Here is a 16378-nt window from a genome sequence, read left to right as displayed (position 1 = left end):
GGTGTCGTTCGCCGACGCGAACACATTAGTGAGCGCCGGGGGACGGACAGCGACCGGGAGCAGCCGGAAGGCACTCACTTGATCTTCGAAAGCCGGGCCTTCGGTGATCCCGAGTCCTTGCTGTCCGACTCGTACACCAGGTCGTCGCCGACCGGGGTGAGGCGGACCGTGTGCTCGGCCTGGCTGCAGACGTCACGGTTGGACCCGGCGCCGACGGACGTCGTGACGAGCCGGTCCTTCGTGACCTGCTTCAGGGTGAGGACGTCGTCGCAGACGCCGCCGAGGATGTCCGTGTGCCGGAGGGTGCCCACCTGTTCGCCGACCTTCGCCTGCTTGAGCGTCACCCGGAACGTGCCGAGCGGGATGGCGATGCTCTCGCGGGAGTTGGCCTGGCCCTCCCAGGTGCCGAGGTAGGAGGCGGGGACCGTGGTGGGCGGTGCCGCGGGCCGGGACCCACTGCCGGAATCCGAGGGGCCGCCGCCCCGGGAGTCGCCCGGCAGCAGGTCGAGTACGAACACGGAGCCGACGGTCACCGCGGCCAGCGCGCCCGCCACCGCGAGGGCGACCGTGCAGCTGACGCGCCTGCCCCGGCCGCCGCGGTCGGGGGAGGAGGTGGCCGCGAACGAGACGGAGAGCTTCCCGGGGCCGGTCCGCTCCCCCGGCTGGGTCGGCGGGTGCGGGGTCACGGGTGCGCGGGACGGGGCGTCGCGTGGCCCGGGGACGGCCGCCGCGCCCGGCTCCCGCGTCCCCGGCATCACGGGCGGCGGGCCGAAGGCCCCGGACGCGGCACCGGCCGTCGGGACGTCACCGACCGACGGGGCGTCACCGGTCGGCGGAGGGCCGAACGCACTGGGCCCCGCCCCGGTCACCGAGGAGCCACCCGCCGACGGACCACCGAAGCCCCCGGACGCCGCCCCGGCCGCCGGGGCATCACCGGCCGGCGGAGGGCCGAACGCACCGGGCGTCGAGGAGCCCGCCGACGGACCACCGAAGCCCCCGGCCGTCGACGCCTCCCCCACCGACGGCCTGCTGAACCCCACCGGCCCCGACGGTCCCTCCCCCGCCGCCTCCAGGTTCAGCACCCGCACCGCGCTCCGGCTCACCTGTTCCACCAGGGCCCCCGGGAGCCAGCCGGCCGTCATCAGGCTCGCCGCCCCCTCCGGAGCGAGCCGTCGGGCCAGCTCGGCGGGGGCCGGGCGGGCGGACGGATCCTTGTCCAGGCAGGACTCCGTCAGTTCGCGCAGCTCGCCGTCGAGCCCGCCCAGTTCGGGCGGCTCGTGCACGACCTTGTAGAGCAGCGCCGCCGAGGAGTCGCCGGGGAACGGGGGGCTGCCCGTCGCCGCGTACGCCAGGACGGCGCCGAGGGAGAAGACGTCCGCCGCGCCCGTCACGCCCTTGCCGAGGATCTGCTCGGGGGACATGTAGCCGGGGGAACCGATCGACACGCCCGTCGACGTCAGGGACGCCGTGCCGTCCGTGGCGCGGGCGATGCCGAAGTCGATCAGGAGGGGGCCGTCGAGGGTGAGGAGCACGTTCGACGGCTTCACGTCCCTGTGCACCAGGCCCAGTGCGTGCACCGCCGTCAGCGCCTCCGCGAGCCCCGCGCCCAGCGCCCGTACGGTGGGCGCGGGCAGCGGGCCGGTGCCGGTGACCGCCGCGGCGAGGGAGGGGCCGGCCGCGTAGGCGGTGGCGACCCAGGGGACCCGGGCGTCGGGGTCGGCGTCCAGGACGGGGGCCGTCCAGGCGCCGCCGACCCGGCGGGCGGCGTCGACCTCGCGCCGGAAGCGGGCGCGGAACTCCTCGTCCAGCGCGAAGTGCGGGTGCACGATCTTCACCGCGACCGTGCGGCCCCCGGCGCTGCGGCCCAGATAGACCCGGCCCATGCCACCGGAGCCGAGCCGGCCCAGCAGCCGGTAGGGCCCCACGACCGTGGGCTCGTCCACTTCTAGCGGCCACATGGCGCCACCCCTCCCCCGTCACGCCCGTACGCCGGAACCTTCCAGCAGGGTAGTGGGCGGGCCGCCCACGGCCTCAGGGCTGGAGCAGATCGATCTTCACGTCCGCCGGGAAGCCCGTCGTCGGCCCCACCCGGCGGGCGAACTCGGCGACCGCCTCCAGCTGCGGGGCGCCGAAGCTGAAGTCGAGGGTGGTGAAGTACTGCGCCAGGGTCGCCTCGTCGAAGGCCTCCCAGCGGGCCGCCTGCTCGGCGACCTTGCCGACCTCCTCCAGGGAGAGGTTGCGGGAGGCGAGGAAGGCCTCGTGCACCTTGCGGGTGATGACCGGCTCGCGCTCCAGGTAGTCGCGGCGCACCGCCCACACCGCGAAGACGAACGGCAGGCCCGTCCACTGCTTCCACAGTGCGCCCAGGTCGTGCACGTCGAGCCCGTAGCGGGGCCCGTCGAGCATGTTCGCGCGCAGGGCCGCGTCGCCGATGAGGACGGCCGCCTCGGCCTCCTGCATCATCAGGCTCAGGTCGGGCGGGCAGGTGTAGTAGTCGGGCCGTACGCCGTACCGCTCGGCGAGGAGGAGCTGGGCGAGGCGTACGGAGGTGCGGGAGGTCGACCCGAGGGCGACCCGTGCCCCGTCCAGCCGGTCCAGCGGGACCTGCGAGGCGATCACGCAGGACATCACGTCGCCGTCGCAGCCGACGGCGATGTCCGGGAAGGCGACGAGCCGGTCCGCGTGCTTGAGGAACTCGACGAGGGTGACGGGCCCGATGTCGAGGTCGCCCTGCACCAGCTTCTCACTGAGCTTTTCCGGGGTGTCCTTCGTCAGCTCGAAGTCGAGGAGCGTGCCCGTTCTCGCGAGCCCCCAGTACAGGGGCAGGCAGTTCAGGAACTGGATGTGGCCGACGCGCGGCCGGGTGCGAGGATTGTCCACATCGTGAGGCTAGTCCTCGTCCCCGGCGGATCGGCCCCCGCCCCCTGGCCGCCCAAGCGTTCGACCGGACGCCCGTGACGGACGGGGTGTTCAAACATTCGGGTGACGTGATCTTGATCCCTATTGCATTCGGGAGTCTGCGTGCTAGGCTCTTCCGCAAGTTGCAGTTTGGTTTCCCTTGCAGTACAGAGCCTGCGGAGCATGTGACCGCGGGCTCTCGTCGTTCTCAGACGGATGCACTTGTGCGGAATAGTCTTCACACTTGCTGGTTCTGGAGCAGGGCAACCCTTTGGGCCCAAGGAGGGCTTATGGCTACCGGAACCGTGAAGTGGTTCAACGCCGAAAAGGGCTTTGGTTTCATCGCCCAGGAAGGCGGCGGCCCCGACGTCTTCGTCCACTACTCCGCGATCAACGCGAGCGGCTTCCGCTCCCTCGAGGAGAACCAGCAGGTGTCCTTCGACGTCACGCAGGGTCCGAAGGGCCCGCAGGCGGAGAACGTCACCCCGGTCTGATCCTCACCCGATCCGGGAACGACTAGCAGTACCCAAGGAGCCCCGCGCCGTCAGGCGACGGGGCTCCTGCCTTTTCCCCTCACCCCACCGGAATGCCCCGGTGAATGTTCGGGGAATTCCTCTCATACGTGCTGCATGATCAGCACGAATTTCGTGCCGGCCTCCAGCGCCTCGTACGCGTGCGGCACATCCCCGCGGTACGTCATGTAGTCCCCGGGGCCGAGTTCCGCGCTCTCCCCGCCGGGTCCCGCCTTCACCCGTCCCGCGCCGACCACGATGTGCTCCACGGTTCCCGGAATGTGCGGTTCGGAGGTGCGCACGGTCCCCGGTTCCAGTCCCACGGCGTAGATGTCGCGCCGCGCGCCCGGCGGGCCCGCCGACAGCAGGGTGGCGACGTAACTGGACTGCTCGGAGCGCACGGCCGGCCCCTGCCCCGCCCTGATCACCCGCACGGACGGCACCGGGGGCTCCACCAGCGCGCTGAACGGCACCCCGAGCGCCACCGCCAGCGCCCAGATGGTCTCCATGCTCGGATTCCCGCTCGCCGCCTCCAGCTGGGACAGCGTGGACTTGGCGATTCCGGCGCGTTTGGCCAGTTCGGAGAGGGAGAGGCCGACCCGGACGCGCTCGCGGCGCAGGGCGGCGGCGATCCAGTCGAGGGGGAGTCGGGGCGGGGGTCCTTCGGTCATGTCGTTCGCTCCAGCAGTCCGATCGTTCGCCTTGACGAACGCGATCTCTTCTGTCCATGGTAGGAAACATGCGTTCGGTACAGCGAACATCTTCCGCCTTCCTCGACCCCGTTCTGCTCCGGGACGTCTCCCTGGTCTGTCTGGCCGGGGGCGTCGTCGGCGTGTCGTTCGGGGCGATCGCCGTCGCCGGCGGGCTGCCGGTGTGGGTGCCGGTGGTGATGTCGCTGGTGGTGTACGCGGGCTCCGCCCAGTTCAGCGCGGTGGGCGTGCTGCTGGCCGGGGGCGGTCCGGTCGCGGCGGCGGCCACGGGGCTGCTGCTCAACACCCGTACGGCCGCCTTCAGTCTCGCCGTCGCCGAGCACATCGGCCCGGGAAGGCTCGCCCGCCTGGTCGGGGCGCACCTGGTGACCGACGAGACGGTGGCCTTCACCCTGGCCCAGCAGGATCCGGTACGGCGACGGGCGGCGTTCTGGGTCTCGGGGCTCGGGATGTTCGCCGTGTGGAACACCGGGGTGCTGGCGGGCGCGCTGGCCGGCGGCGCGCTGGGGGACACGGCGCGCTACGGACTGGACGCGGCCTTCCCGGCCGTCCTGGCCGCCCTCGTCCTTCCCGCCCTGCGCGAGGACGCCGGCGTCCGCCGGGCCGCGCTGCCCGGTGCGGCGCTGGCCCTGGCGGTCACACCGGTGGTGCCGGCGGGCGTGCCGGTGCTGGGGGCGCTGGCGGGGCTGGTGCTGTACGGGCGCGGGTGGGGGCGGGGGCGGTCGGTGTGAGTGCGACGGTCGCGCTGATCCTGGTGCTGGCGGCCGGGACGTACGCCTTCCGGCTGGTCGGACCGGCGCTGCACGGGCGGGTGGAACTGCCGGCCCGGGTGCGGGAGCTGCTGTCCGCCGGCGCGGTGGTCCTGCTGGCGGCGCTGCTGGCGACGGGGGCGCTCACCGAGGGCGGAGGGTTCGCGGGGTGGGCGCGTCCGGCCGGGGTGCTGGTGGGCGGCGTACTGGCCTGGCGACGCGCGCCGTTCGCGGTGGTCGTCCTCGGGGCGGCGGCCACGACTGCGGTACTGCGGGGCATGGGGGTCGGGTAGCCGTCCCCCGGACCGAACGGACACGGCGATCGTGTGACCGCCACCCGGACCGAACGGACACGGCGATCCCGTGACCGCCGCCCAAGCCGAACGGACACGGCGGTGCGTCCGGCGCGCGCCCGCCCGGTCACGCGGGGCGCGAGGCCGGTTTCATCCCATGCCCGCCGGAGCTGTCGGTGGAGGCGGGTAGGGTCACCGCCCATGACCGCCACGGACGCCGACCACGCAGCCGATCATGTGGTCGCCACCCGCACCTTCTACGACGCCATCGCCGAGGACTACGCCGCCCTGTTCCGTGACTCCCTCGCCGCCATGCCCCTGGACCGGGCGCTGATGGCCGGTTTCGCCGAACTGGTCGGCGAGGGCGGCCAGGTGGCCGACCTGGGGTGCGGTCCCGGCCGGGTGACCGCGCACCTCGCCTCCCTCGGCCTCTCCGTCTTCGGCCTCGACCTGTCGGAGTCCATGCTCGCGATCGCCCGCCGCGAGAATCCCGGCCTGCGCTTCGAGCAGGGCTCGATGCGGCACCTGGACCTCCCCGACGGCGCCCTCGCCGGGGTGGTCTCCTGGTACTCCACCATCCACACCCCGCAGGACGAACTGCCCGCCGTCTACGCCGAGTTCCGCCGCGTCCTGGCACCCGGGGGCCATCTGCTGCTCGCGTTCCAGTGCGGCGACGAGCTCCGCCGCCACGACCGGCCCTGGGGCCACCCGGTCACCCTCGACTTCCGGCGCATGCGGCCCGAGCGCGTCACCGCGCTCCTGGAGACGGCCGGCTTCACCCTCGTCCAGCGCACGGTGCGCGCGGCCGACACGGACCAGGGCGAGTCGACCCCCCAGGCGTTCCTGCTCGCCCGCGCGGCGACGGGGTGACCCGGGCCTATCCCCCGTACAGCCCCTCCACCTCCTGCGCGAAGTCCCGCAGGATCTCCTCGCGCCGCAGCTTCATCGACGGGGTCAGGTGCCCCGCCTCCTCCGTGAAGTCCACCGGGAGGACGGTGAAGCGGCGGATCGACTCCGGGCGGGAGAGCATCTTGTTGGCCTCGTCGATCGCGCGCTGGAGGATCGCGTACAACTCCTCGTCGTCGAGGACGAGTTCCGGCGGCACCGGGTGCTTGCCGTTCATGCGGCGCCAGTGGGTGAGGCCGGCAGGGTCGAGGGTGAGGAGGGCGGAGACGTAGGGGCGGTTGTCGCCGACCACCATGACCTGGGAGATCAGCGGGTGTGAGCGGAGCCAGTTCTCCAGCGGGGCCGGGGCGACGCTCTTGCCGCCGGCGGTGATGATCAGCTCCTTCTTGCGGCCCGTGATGGTCAGGTAGCCCTCGTCGTCCAGTTCGCCGAGGTCGCCGGTGGGCAGCCAGCCGTCGGGGGCGGCGGGGACGATCCCGCCCGCCCGGGGGTCCCAGTAGCCGCGCAGCACGTGCTCGCCGCCGACCAGGATCTCGCCGTCCGCCGCTATGCGGACCCGCGTCCCCGGCAGCGGCCAGCCCACCGTGCCCAGCCGGGGCTTCAGCGGGGGTGTCACCGTCGAGGCGCCGGTGGTCTCCGTCAGGCCGTAGCCCTCGAAGATCTCGATGCCGGCGCCGGCGTAGAACGCGGCGAGGCGGCGGCCGAGCGGGGAGCCGCCGCAGATGGCGTACCGGACCCTGCCGCCCATGGCGTTGCGGATCTTGCGGTAGACCAGCGGGTCGTAGAAGGCGCGGGCGGTCCTCAGCGCACGGGACGGGCCGGGGCCCGCCCCCGTCTGGCGGGCCTCGACCGCCTCGCCGTAGCGGCGGGCCACCGACTCCGCGCGGTCGAAGGCCGACAGCCGTCCGCCCGCCTCCGCCTTCGCCCGGGCCGTGTTGAAGACCTTCTCCAGCATGTACGGGATGGCCAGCAGACAGGTGGGCCGGAAGCTCGCCAGATCCGGCAGCAGGTCCTCGGCGGCCAGGCTCGGCGCGTGGCCGAGGCGCACCCGGGCGCGTACGCAGGCGACGGCGACCATCCGGCCGAAGACGTGGGACATCGGCAGGAAGAGGAGGACGGAGGCCTCTTCACCGGTCCGGGCCTTGAAGACGGGGTAGAGCAGTTCGATGGCGTTGTCCACCTCGGCGAAGAAGTTGCCGTGGGTGAGGGCGCAGCCCTTGGGGCGGCCGGTGGTGCCGGAGGTGTAGACGAGGGTGGCGAGGGTGTCGGGGCCCAGGACGCCGCGGCGCACCTCCACCTCCTGGTCGGGCACGCGCGCCCCGGCCTCCGCGAGCGCGTCGACGTGGCCCTTCTCCACGGTCCACACCCGCCGCAGGTCGGGGAGGTGCACGAGCTCGGGGCCGAGGGCGGCGGCCTGGCCCGCGGTCTCCGTGACCAGGGCGACCGCGCCGGAGTCGTGCAGGATCCAGCGGGCCTGGAAGGCGGAGGATGTGGGGTAGACGGGGACGGTGACCAGTCCGGCCGCCCACGCGGCGAAGTCGAGGACGGTCCACTCGTAGATCGTGCGGGCCATGACGGCGATCCGGTCGCCCGGCATCAGCCCCTCGGCGATCAGCCCCTTCGCGACGGCCAGGACCTCCGCGGCGAAGCGTTCCGCCGTGACGTCCCGCCACCTCCCGTCCGCCGTCCTGCGGCCGAGCACCACCGCCTCCGGCGCCGCGCCCGCGTTCTCGAACGGCAGGTCGGCGAGCGATCCGTGCCGCACCTGCCGGGCGAACGGCGGTACGGACGCCTCCCGTACGACGCCGTCCAGCCGCCGGGTCTCCGGCTCGACCAGGACGGGTGCTCCGTGGACGTCGTCGTCGAGAGCGGAGGACTGTGCGATGGACACGGGCGGCTCCTGGGGCGTGCAGGGGGACTGCGTGATGCCACGACGTACGTGCCCCGCACGCCGAGGTGCTCACCGGTGGTCGGCGGGGACGGGACTACCACCGGTCGTGCCGGGATCGTACGGCCCTGACGTGGAAGGTCTGTGCGGATCCGGGAAGGGTCCCGAGCCGGGGGTGTGCAGTGTCGGGGGTTACCCGAGGGTCACTCACGTCCGTTCCAGGATCGCCGTCACACCCTGTCCGCCCGCCGCGCAGATCGAGATCAGCCCGCGTGCGGGAGCGTCCCGTTCGGCGAGGAGCTTCGCCAGGGTCGCCACGATGCGGGCACCGGTGGCGGCGAAGGGATGACCGGTCGCCAGCGACGAGCCCGCCACGTTCAGCCGGGCGCGGTCGACGGGCGCCAGGCCGCGCTTCTCCCAGGCGGCCAGCGTGGCCAGCACCTGGGAGGCGAACGCCTCGTGGACCTCGACCAGGTCGAAGTCGGCCATGCCGAGACCGGCACGCCGGAGCATGCGCGGGACCGCGTACGCGGGTGCCATCAGCAGGCCGTCCTCGCCGTCGGCGACGTCTCCGCGCACGAAGTCCACGGCGGCCGTCTCGTACGCGGTGAGATACGCCAGCGGTTCCAGGCCGCGCTCCGCCGCCCACTCCTCGCTCGCCAGCAGCACCAGCGCCGCGCCGTCCGTGAGCGGGGTCGAGTTGCCCGCCGTCATGGTGGGATCGGGGGCGTCCAGTCCGAACACCGGCTTCAGCGCGGCGAGTTTCTCCACCGTCGAGTCCGGGCGCAGGTTCTGGTCGCGGGCCAGGCCCCGGAAGGGCACCACCAGGTCGGTGAGCAGGCCGCGTTCGTACGCCGCCGCCAGCCGCCGGTGACTGGCCGCCGCCAGTTCGTCCTGGGCCTCGCGGGTGATGCCCCAGGCGCGTGCGGTGACCGCGGCGTGCTCGCCCATGGACAGGCCCGTGCGCGGTTCGGCGTTGCGCGGGATGTCGGGGACGAGGTGGCCCGGGCGCAGCTTCGCCAGCGCCTTCAGGCGGCTCCCGGGCGACTTGGCGCGCCGCGCCTCCAACAGCACCTTGCGCAGGTCGTCGTTGACGCCGAGGGGCGCGTCGCTCGCGGTGTCGGCGCCGCCGGCGATCGCGGCCTCCGTCTGGCCGAGGGCGATCTTGTTGGCGGCGGCGATGACGGCCTGGAGTCCGGTGCCGCAGGCCTGCTGGATGTCGTACGCGGGGGTGCGGGCGTCGAGCGCCGAGCCGAGGACGGTCTCGCGGGCGAGGTTGAAGTCACGGCTGTGCTTGAGGACCGCCCCGGCGACGAACTCCCCCACCGCGCCCGGGCCTTGCAGCCCGTACCGCTCGACGAGTCCGTCCAGCGCGGCGGTGAGCATCTCCTGGTTGGAGGCGGTGGCGTAGGGGCCGTCGGAGCGGGCGAAGGGGACGCGGCTGCCGCCGATGACCGCGACGCGCCGGACGGCGGCGGGCTTGAGGGTGCTCATCTCGACCTGCTCCTCACCGTGACATAGTCTTACCTCCGGTAACCTTACTCCAGAGTAAGCACGCCTCGGAGCAGTCACGGAGGAATCCCCCATGGCCGACCGTTATCTCGGCTTCACCGGCACCGCGCCCGGCCGTTTCCTCACGCGCCGTCTGGGGCTCCCCCAGCCGGCGCCGCTGCGGCGCTGGTCACCGGAGCGGCCGGAGCTGGACGGCGGCCTGCTCCACCTGACGGCCGGGAAGTCCGGCCTCGACCTCGCCCCCGTACTCGCCCGCACGGGACCCGGCCCGGACGACACCGGCCGGCCCGCCGCCGTCGTCCTGGACGCGAGCGGGATACGGGACGTCGACGGGCTCGCCGCGGTGCACGCGGCCCTGCACCCGGTCCTGCGGTCGATCGCCGCGAGCGGCCGGATCGTGGTGCTCGGCGCCCCGCTCGACCCCGCCGACCACCACCAGGCCGCCGCCCAGCAGGCGCTGGAGGGCTTCACCCGCTCCCTCGGCAAGGAGATCGGGCGGGGCATCACCGTGAACCTGGTCCGCCTCACCGACGCCCCCGCCGCCGAGTCCACCCTCCGCTTCCTGCTCTCCCCCCGATCGGCCTACGTCAGCGGCCAGGTGATCGGGACCGGCGCGTACGGGACCCCCCTCCCCCACGACGTGGACCGCCCCCTCTCCGGCCGCACCGCCCTGGTGACCGGCGCCGCGCGCGGCATCGGCGAGGCCGTCGCCGAGACGCTGGCCCGGGACGGCGCCGAGGTGGTCGTCCTCGACGTCCCCCGGGCCGAGGCGGACGCCCGGCGCGTCGCCGAGCGGATCGGCGGGAGGGCGCTCCCCCTCGACATCACCGCCGCCGACGCGGGCGCCCGCATCGCCGAGGCCCTCCCCGACGGCCTCGACGTGCTCGTCCACAACGCGGGCATCACCCGTGACCGGCGGCTGGTCAACATGCCCGCCGAACGCTGGAGTCCGGTGCTGGAGGTGAACCTGGCGAGCGTGCTGCGCACCACCGACGCGCTGCTGGCCGCCGGGACGCTGAAGCGGGGCGGGCGGATCGTCGCCACGGCGTCCATCGCGGGGATCGCCGGGAACGCCGGCCAGACCAACTACGGGGCGAGCAAGGCCGGGATCACCGGCCTGGTCCGCGCCCTCGCGCCGCACGCGCTCGCCGAGCACGGGGTCACCGTGAACGCGGTCGCGCCCGGGTTCATCGAGACGAGGATGACGGCCGCCGTCCCGCTGTTCATCCGCGAGGCGGGGCGCCGGATGAACTCCCTCGCCCAGGGCGGCCTGCCCGTCGACGTCGCCGAGACCACCGCCTGGCTCGCCCACCCGGCCTCCGGCGCGGTGAACGGGCAGGTCGTACGCGTCTGCGGCCAGAGCCTGCTGGGGGCGTGAGCACCATGACCCCCACACCGGCCGCACCGGCCGCACCGGCCGTCGTCCTCCCCCGCTCCCCCGCCCTCGCGCCGCTCCTCGCGCGCGGCGCCCTGCTGTCGCCCTTCAAGCGGCCCCGTCCTGGCGGCAGTCATCCCCGCACCCGCCTTGTGCTGCCCGGTCTGCGCGTCGACACCGCCCGGCTCGCCGCGTACGAGCGGGTCTGCGGCTTCCCGACCGGCTCCCCGACCGGCTTCCCGACCGGCAAGGACGCGCTGCCGGTGACGTACCCGCACGTCCTGGGCTTTCCGCTCGCCATGCGGCTGATGAGCGGACCGGACTTCCCGCTCCCGCTCCTCGGCCTCGTCCACACGTCGATACGGATCACCCGGCACCGGGCGACGGAGGCCACGGGCGCCTACGAGCTGACGGTGTACGTCGACGCACTGGCCCCGCACCGGCGCGGCACCCAGGCCGCCGTGGTCACCGAGCTGCGGGACGGCGGGGACGTCGTGTGGGAGTCGCGGAGCACGTACCTGGCCCGGCACCGGACCGCCGGGCAGCCGGCACGGGGCGGGGAGGAGGAGCGCGAGCCCCTGCCCGCCGTCGAGGAGTGGCGGCTGGCCGGGGACGTCGGGCGGCGCTACGGTGCCGTGTCCGGCGACCGCAACCCGATCCACCTGCACCCGCTCACCGCCCGGCTCTTCGGCTTCCCCCGCGCCATCGCGCACGGCATGTGGACCGTGGCCCGCTGCCTCGCCGCCCACGGCACCCCGGACGCGGCGGAGGTCCGCGCGGACTTCCGGGCACCGGTGCTGCTGCCGGGGACGGTGACGTACGCGGCGCGGGGCGGACGCTTCGAGCTGCGCGGCGCCGGCGGCCGGGTTCACCTGACCGGGGAGGTCCGCCCGGTCTGAGCCCCGGTGGCATCGGTGGCACCGGCGTCGGGCTCGGAGTCGTCGGGCGGGGTCCAGCGGCGGCCGGCCATCAGGTCGCCGAGACCCGCCCAGGCGAAGTTCATCAGGGTCGCCGCCGACTGCCGGGCCGTGACGCCCGGCGTGGCGTTGGCCCAGTCCGCGAGGGACTCGGCGGCGCCGACCAGGGCCTCCGCGAGCCCGGAGACCTCACGTTCGGGGAGGTCGGGGTCGCGGTGCGCCTCACGGGCTGCGGCGAGGATGAGCTGTGTCACGAACACCACGATCTCCGCGCGCATCGCGGCGACCTCGGCGGCGAAGACCTCGCCGTGGGTGCGGGCCTGGAGGTGCAGCACCGCCCAGCCGTCCGGGTGCCGGGCGGTGTGCGTGAAGAACGCCGTCAGCCCCGACCAGAGCTGGCGGTCGGCCGGCAGACCGGGGAGGGCACCGGCGCGCACGGCCTCGGTGAGGGCCGTCGCCTCGCGCCGGATGCACGCGGTGAACAGGTCTTCCTTGGAGTTCAGGTACAGGTACACCAACGGCTTGGACACGCCCGCCAGTTCGGCGATCTCGTCCATCGACGCGGCCGTGTACCCCCGTTGGCCGAAGGTCCGTACGGCGGCGTCCAGCATCTGCTGTTCACGGACCGCACGCGGCATCCGCTTCGTCTTCACGGCACCCATGGGACACAGCGTACGGTCCGTCCCTCACCGCGGGTGCCGGCCACCGTGCGTGGATCGGTGCCGGAGGCGACCGCCTCTGCGGCGTTGCGCAGGCGTTGCGCAGGCTCTGCGCCCGCGTGCGTACCTGCGTGCCTGCGCGCGTGCGTGCGTGCCGCAGGACACTCCCAGCCGTCCGCCCCCGGAAGATCCGGGAACGGACGGCTGGAGTCCGTCAGCACAGGCAGGGGTCGGTCTCGTGGCCCAGGCCGATGACGTCCTCGTCCCGCAGAGCGCCCGCGTACGCCTGGAGCTCGTCCACATCGCCCTTCAGGTACTCGCCCCAGCCGTCGGCCGTGCGGGCACGGCCCACCTGGAGCGGGCCGGTGCTCGTCCAGCCGTCGCGGAGGTGGGCGGTGGCGCCGGCGTTGGTGTAACCGTCGGCGAACAGCTTGACCGTGTCGGTCGCGTCGTCGTAGACGACGGTCAGCCGCGTGCCGTGACCGCTGCTGCCGTCCGGCCTCGTGACCTGCGAGACGACCTTCTCCGGCGCGCCCGCCTCATCGCGTTCCGGCATGACCAGCTGCCAGGCGAACGCCGACGGGTCGTAGCGCAGCTTGAACGCGTCGGTGTGCTCACCGGCCTGTGAGAGGACCGTCATCGGCCGGGTGGCCTCGGCCTCCTCGATCTTGGCGACGACTCCGAGAGTGAAGCTGTCACCGGTGTCCACCACGGGGGTGTCGAGGACCGCGTGACCGCCTTCGCCGTCCAGCGTCAGGTGCCCCTCGCCGACCAGCGGGTACGGCTTCCAGGGGCAGTCGGGGTCGAGGTCGGGGATGCAGGAGTCGTCCGGACCGCGGTAGACGGACGCGCCCGCCGCGAGCCGCAGCGGCGAACCGCCCTTGTTCTCGGGCGTGGTGCCGTCCTCGGCCGTGCTGAACGACCAGTGGCCGAGCGGGTTCGGCTTGCGGTGGGCCAGCTCGGTCACCTCCTGCGGGACGACGAGACGGTCGTACGCCCGGACGTCGCCGATGTCACCGTGCCAGCGCTGCCGGTAGCCGTTCTCGCCACGGATCCGGCCGATCTGGAACGCGCCGTCCGCCCTGACCGGAACGGCCTCGGTCGCGGTGCCGACCTCGTGGCCGTTGACGAAGAGCTGGGCGTGCCCGGTCTCGGTGTCGTGGACGCCGAGCAGGTAGGCCCATTCGCCTGCCTCGGGAGCGCCGCCGGTGACCTTCGCGTCCCCGAGGGTGAAGGACCAGGAGGCGGTCGCGTCCCGCGGGGCCTCCAGCGCCAGGGCGTAGGCCGCACCGGACGCGGTGTCCTGGCTCAGCACGGTCATGCTGCGGTCGTCCTCCGCCGGGCGCACCCAGGCGCCGACGGCGAAGGTCCTGCCGCTGTCGACGGCCGGGGCGTCCGTGGTGAGGAAGCCGTGACGGCTGCCGTCGAGGGTGGCCGTGGAGGTGAGCGGGGTGCCCGGCGGCACGGGACCGCCGAAGGTCACGCCGCGTCCCGCCCGGGCCGCCTCGCCCGCCTCCGCGGCCGCCGTGGTGGAGCCGGCCTCGTCATCGAGCTTCCAGCGGGAGACGGGCGCGCTCGCCGCCTTCGGGTGGAACGTGTAGTCGGTGCGTCCGCTCATCCGGCCGGAGCGGTCGAGGGCCTGGACGCTCAGACGCTGCGGGGCGTTGCTCAGCGGGGCGAAGCGGACGGTGGCCGGGCCGCCGAGTTCGGCGGGGCGGACGGTGCGCTGCGTGCCGCCGAGGAAGGTGTACCGGTACTCGACGACGTCCGCCGAGGGGGAGTCCATGGTGAAGCTGCCGTAGATGCCGACCCCACCGACCCGCCACGTCTCCTCCGGGTACTCCGGTGAGCTCACGACGGGAGCGGCCGGGCTCTCGTCGTCGTGGACGAACCGGCACGCGGCGCCGGGCGCCTCCGAGCTCCAGGGGGAGTTCGCCGTACCGTCATTGGCCCGGACGCGCCAGGAGATCACCGTGTCGGACGGGATGTCGGACGGCACGGTGACGCGGTGGACCCGGTCCGCGTAGGTCGGCTGGGTGGTGAGGGAGCGGCGCTGTTCGGTGCCGTCCGGGTCCGACCACCAGATCTCGAACTCGGCGGTGACCCGCTCCGGGTATCCGATGCGGTCGTCCTCGGCCGGATCGGTCAGCCGGGCCGTGAGAACCGGAAGGCTCCCGACATAGGCCGGCTCGTCGCCCGACGCGCAGTCCTCGAACTCGGTCTGCAGATCCTGGACGGCGGGCGGCAGGTTCGCCTGCTCCGCCGCGTGCGCGGCGCCGGGCGTGACCACCCCCGCCACCATCGCCGCGAGGCAACTGCCCAGCAGTAAACCTCTCTTGCCCCGTCTCCTCGACATCAACGAATACCCCTCCCCGGAGAACGCCCGATCACCGAACAGTCGAGCGACAGGAGGCTAGCAACGGCCACCGACATCGGCGATCAGGTTTTCTGACGGGTCGCCGGAAACGGTGCCGTGCGAAGAGGAGACAAGTGGGTGAGGTCCCGCGGGGCCGCATGTCCGCGGTCCCGGAGACGATGGACCGAACGTCTCCGGGACCGCGGACAGGCAGGCGTGCCGCCATCGGCACCGACGGTCAGGCGGCCACGGTCACCTGCCGGGGCTCGTCGACCGGGGAGGCGTGGACCGAGTCGTACGCCTCCCGGTCGAGCAGCCCCTCACGGGCCGAAACGATGACCGGGACCAGGGCCTGACCTGCGACGTTCGTCGCCGTGCGGATCATGTCCAGGATCGGGTCGATGGCGAGCAGCAGGCCCACGCCCTCCATGGGCAGGCCCAGGGTGGAGAGGGTGAGGGTGAGCATGACCGTCGCGCCGGTGAGGCCGGCCGTGGCGGCGGAGCCCACCACCGAGACGAACGCGATCAGCAGGTAGTCGCCGACGCCGAGCGGGATGTCGAAGATCTGGGCGACGAAGATCGCGGCGATGGCCGGGTAGATCGCGGCGCAGCCGTCCATCTTCGTCGTCGCGCCGAACGGGACGGCGAAGCTCGCGTACTCCTTCGGCACGCCGAGGCGCTCGGTGACCTTCTGGGTCAGCGGCATGGTGCCGACGGAGGAGCGGGAGACGAACGCGAGCTGGATCGCGGGCCAGGCGCCCTTGAAGAACTGCACGGGGCTGACCTTGGCGACGGTCGCCAGCAGTGCCGGGTAGACGCCGAAGAGGACGAGCGCGCAGCCGACGTAGACGTCGGCGGTGAAGGTGGCGTACTTGCCGATCAGGTCCCAGCCGTAGGTGGCGATGGCGTTGCCGATGAGGCCGACGGTGCCGAGCGGGGCGAGGCGGATGACCCACCACAGGGCCTTCTGGAGGAGTTCGAGGACGGACTCGCTCAAGGTGAGGATCGGCTGGGCCTTCTCGCCGAGCTGGAGGGCGGCGATGCCGGCGACGGCGGCCATGAAGACGATCTGCAGCACGTTCAGCTCGGTGAACGGCGTGATGACGTCGGTCGGCACGATGCCGGTGAGGAAGTCGATCCAGGAGCCGGACTTCTCCGGCGCCGCGCCGTCCGCCGGGGTGAGGCCGGTACCGGCGCCCGGGTTGGTGACCAGGCCGATGACCAGGCCGATCGCCACCGCGATCAGCGACGTGATCATGAACCAGAGGAGGGTCCGCGAGGCCAGCCGGGCCGCGTTGTTGACCTTCCGCAGATTGGTGATGGAGACCAGGATCGCGAAGAAGACGAGCGGGGCGACGGCCAGCTTCAGCAGGCCGATGAAGGTGCCGCCGACCTTCTCCAGGGTGGTGACCAGCCAGGAGACGTCCTGGCTGCGGGCGAGCCAGCCGAGCAGGACGCCCAGGAAGAGGCCGGCGAGTATCTGGACCCAGAAGGGCGCGCGTACGGGCAGTACGGGCACCCTGAACCGCGTGTTCGTGTACACGAAAATGCTCCGGTGAGGGGACGCGTGAGAAAAGGTGACGTGGGACTCGGGTGGCGCGGA

At 73.3% G+C, this 16378-nt stretch carries 14 protein-coding genes; 6 read left to right on the top strand and 8 right to left on the bottom strand.

From position 1 onward, the window contains the following. Positions 1–74: 74 nt before the first annotated feature. On the bottom strand, positions 75–1958 hold the full coding sequence (locus tag AB0A94_RS00485) for a protein kinase (protein WP_361736618.1): 1884 nt from the start codon (positions 1956–1958) through the stop codon (positions 75–77). Positions 1959–2031: 73 nt separating this feature from the next. Continuing rightward, positions 2032–2880 (bottom strand): menaquinone biosynthesis protein, encoded by an 849-nt coding sequence (locus AB0A94_RS00480; protein ID WP_361736615.1) that lies wholly within the window; start codon positions 2878–2880, stop codon positions 2032–2034. Between the two features lie 308 nt (positions 2881–3188). Here AB0A94_RS00480 and AB0A94_RS00475 point away from each other — a divergent pair, with 308 nt between their 5' ends. Continuing rightward, positions 3189–3392, top strand: coding sequence for a cold-shock protein (locus AB0A94_RS00475; protein WP_003992177.1), 204 nt, complete (start codon positions 3189–3191; stop codon positions 3390–3392). A 122-nt stretch (positions 3393–3514) separates the two neighbouring features. On the opposite strand, the gene AB0A94_RS00470 is transcribed toward AB0A94_RS00475, so the two are convergent. Then, entirely contained in the window at positions 3515–4081 is a 567-nt protein-coding gene (locus AB0A94_RS00470; RefSeq protein ID WP_361736612.1) for an XRE family transcriptional regulator, read from the bottom strand. Between the two features lie 68 nt (positions 4082–4149). Here AB0A94_RS00470 and AB0A94_RS00465 point away from each other — a divergent pair, with 68 nt between their 5' ends. The 3 genes from AB0A94_RS00465 (at position 4150) to AB0A94_RS00455 (ending at position 6032) form a co-directional block, all read left to right on the top strand. Then, positions 4150–4851, top strand: coding sequence for an AzlC family ABC transporter permease (locus AB0A94_RS00465; RefSeq protein WP_361736609.1), 702 nt, complete (start codon positions 4150–4152; stop codon positions 4849–4851). Further along, positions 4848–5162 (top strand): AzlD domain-containing protein, encoded by a 315-nt coding sequence (locus AB0A94_RS00460; RefSeq protein WP_361736606.1) that lies wholly within the window; start codon positions 4848–4850, stop codon positions 5160–5162. Before AB0A94_RS00465 ends, AB0A94_RS00460 begins: the two co-directional genes overlap by 4 nt. A 201-nt stretch (positions 5163–5363) precedes the next feature. Further along, positions 5364–6032, top strand: coding sequence for a methyltransferase domain-containing protein (locus AB0A94_RS00455; RefSeq protein ID WP_361736603.1), 669 nt, complete (start codon positions 5364–5366; stop codon positions 6030–6032). A gap of 7 nt (positions 6033–6039) precedes the next feature. Here AB0A94_RS00455 and AB0A94_RS00450 read toward each other — a convergent pair whose 3' ends face one another. Continuing rightward, entirely contained in the window at positions 6040–7959 is a 1920-nt protein-coding gene (locus AB0A94_RS00450) for a long-chain fatty acid--CoA ligase (protein ID WP_361736601.1), read from the bottom strand. Positions 7960–8163: 204 nt separating this feature from the next. Continuing rightward, on the bottom strand, positions 8164–9450 hold the full coding sequence (locus AB0A94_RS00445; RefSeq protein WP_361736598.1) for an acetyl-CoA C-acetyltransferase: 1287 nt from the start codon (positions 9448–9450) through the stop codon (positions 8164–8166). Positions 9451–9541: 91 nt separating this feature from the next. Here AB0A94_RS00445 and AB0A94_RS00440 point away from each other — a divergent pair, with 91 nt between their 5' ends. Together AB0A94_RS00440 and AB0A94_RS00435 are read left to right on the top strand one after the other, a co-directional pair. Continuing rightward, positions 9542–10846 (top strand): 3-oxoacyl-ACP reductase, encoded by a 1305-nt coding sequence (locus tag AB0A94_RS00440; RefSeq protein ID WP_361736595.1) that lies wholly within the window; start codon positions 9542–9544, stop codon positions 10844–10846. A gap of 5 nt (positions 10847–10851) precedes the next feature. Beyond that, positions 10852–11742: a MaoC/PaaZ C-terminal domain-containing protein gene (locus AB0A94_RS00435; protein WP_361737516.1), complete on the top strand. Its 891-nt coding sequence runs from the start codon at positions 10852–10854 to the stop codon at positions 11740–11742. Here the strand turns inward: AB0A94_RS00435 and AB0A94_RS00430 are convergent. The 3 genes from AB0A94_RS00430 to AB0A94_RS00420 all read right to left on the bottom strand — a co-directional run bounded on the left by AB0A94_RS00430 (position 11712) and on the right by AB0A94_RS00420 (position 16324). Continuing rightward, on the bottom strand, positions 11712–12422 hold the full coding sequence (locus AB0A94_RS00430) for a TetR/AcrR family transcriptional regulator (RefSeq protein WP_361736593.1): 711 nt from the start codon (positions 12420–12422) through the stop codon (positions 11712–11714). The two genes, AB0A94_RS00435 and AB0A94_RS00430, sit on opposite strands and share 31 nt — an antisense overlap. Positions 12423–12633: 211 nt before the next feature. Continuing rightward, positions 12634–14775, bottom strand: a complete 2142-nt coding sequence (locus AB0A94_RS00425) for a LamG domain-containing protein (RefSeq protein WP_361736590.1) — start codon at positions 14773–14775, stop codon at positions 12634–12636. Positions 14776–15013: 238 nt separating this feature from the next. Beyond that, positions 15014–16324, bottom strand: a complete 1311-nt coding sequence (locus AB0A94_RS00420; protein WP_361737513.1) for a dicarboxylate/amino acid:cation symporter — start codon at positions 16322–16324, stop codon at positions 15014–15016. Positions 16325–16378 lie beyond the last annotated feature (54 nt).

This window comes from Streptomyces sp. NPDC044984 (assembly GCF_040646935.1).
In the GTDB taxonomy this organism is placed as follows: domain Bacteria; phylum Actinomycetota; class Actinomycetes; order Streptomycetales; family Streptomycetaceae; genus Streptomyces.
Note: the sequence above shows the minus strand (reverse complement) of the source record. Positions and strands in the feature narration are given on the sequence as shown.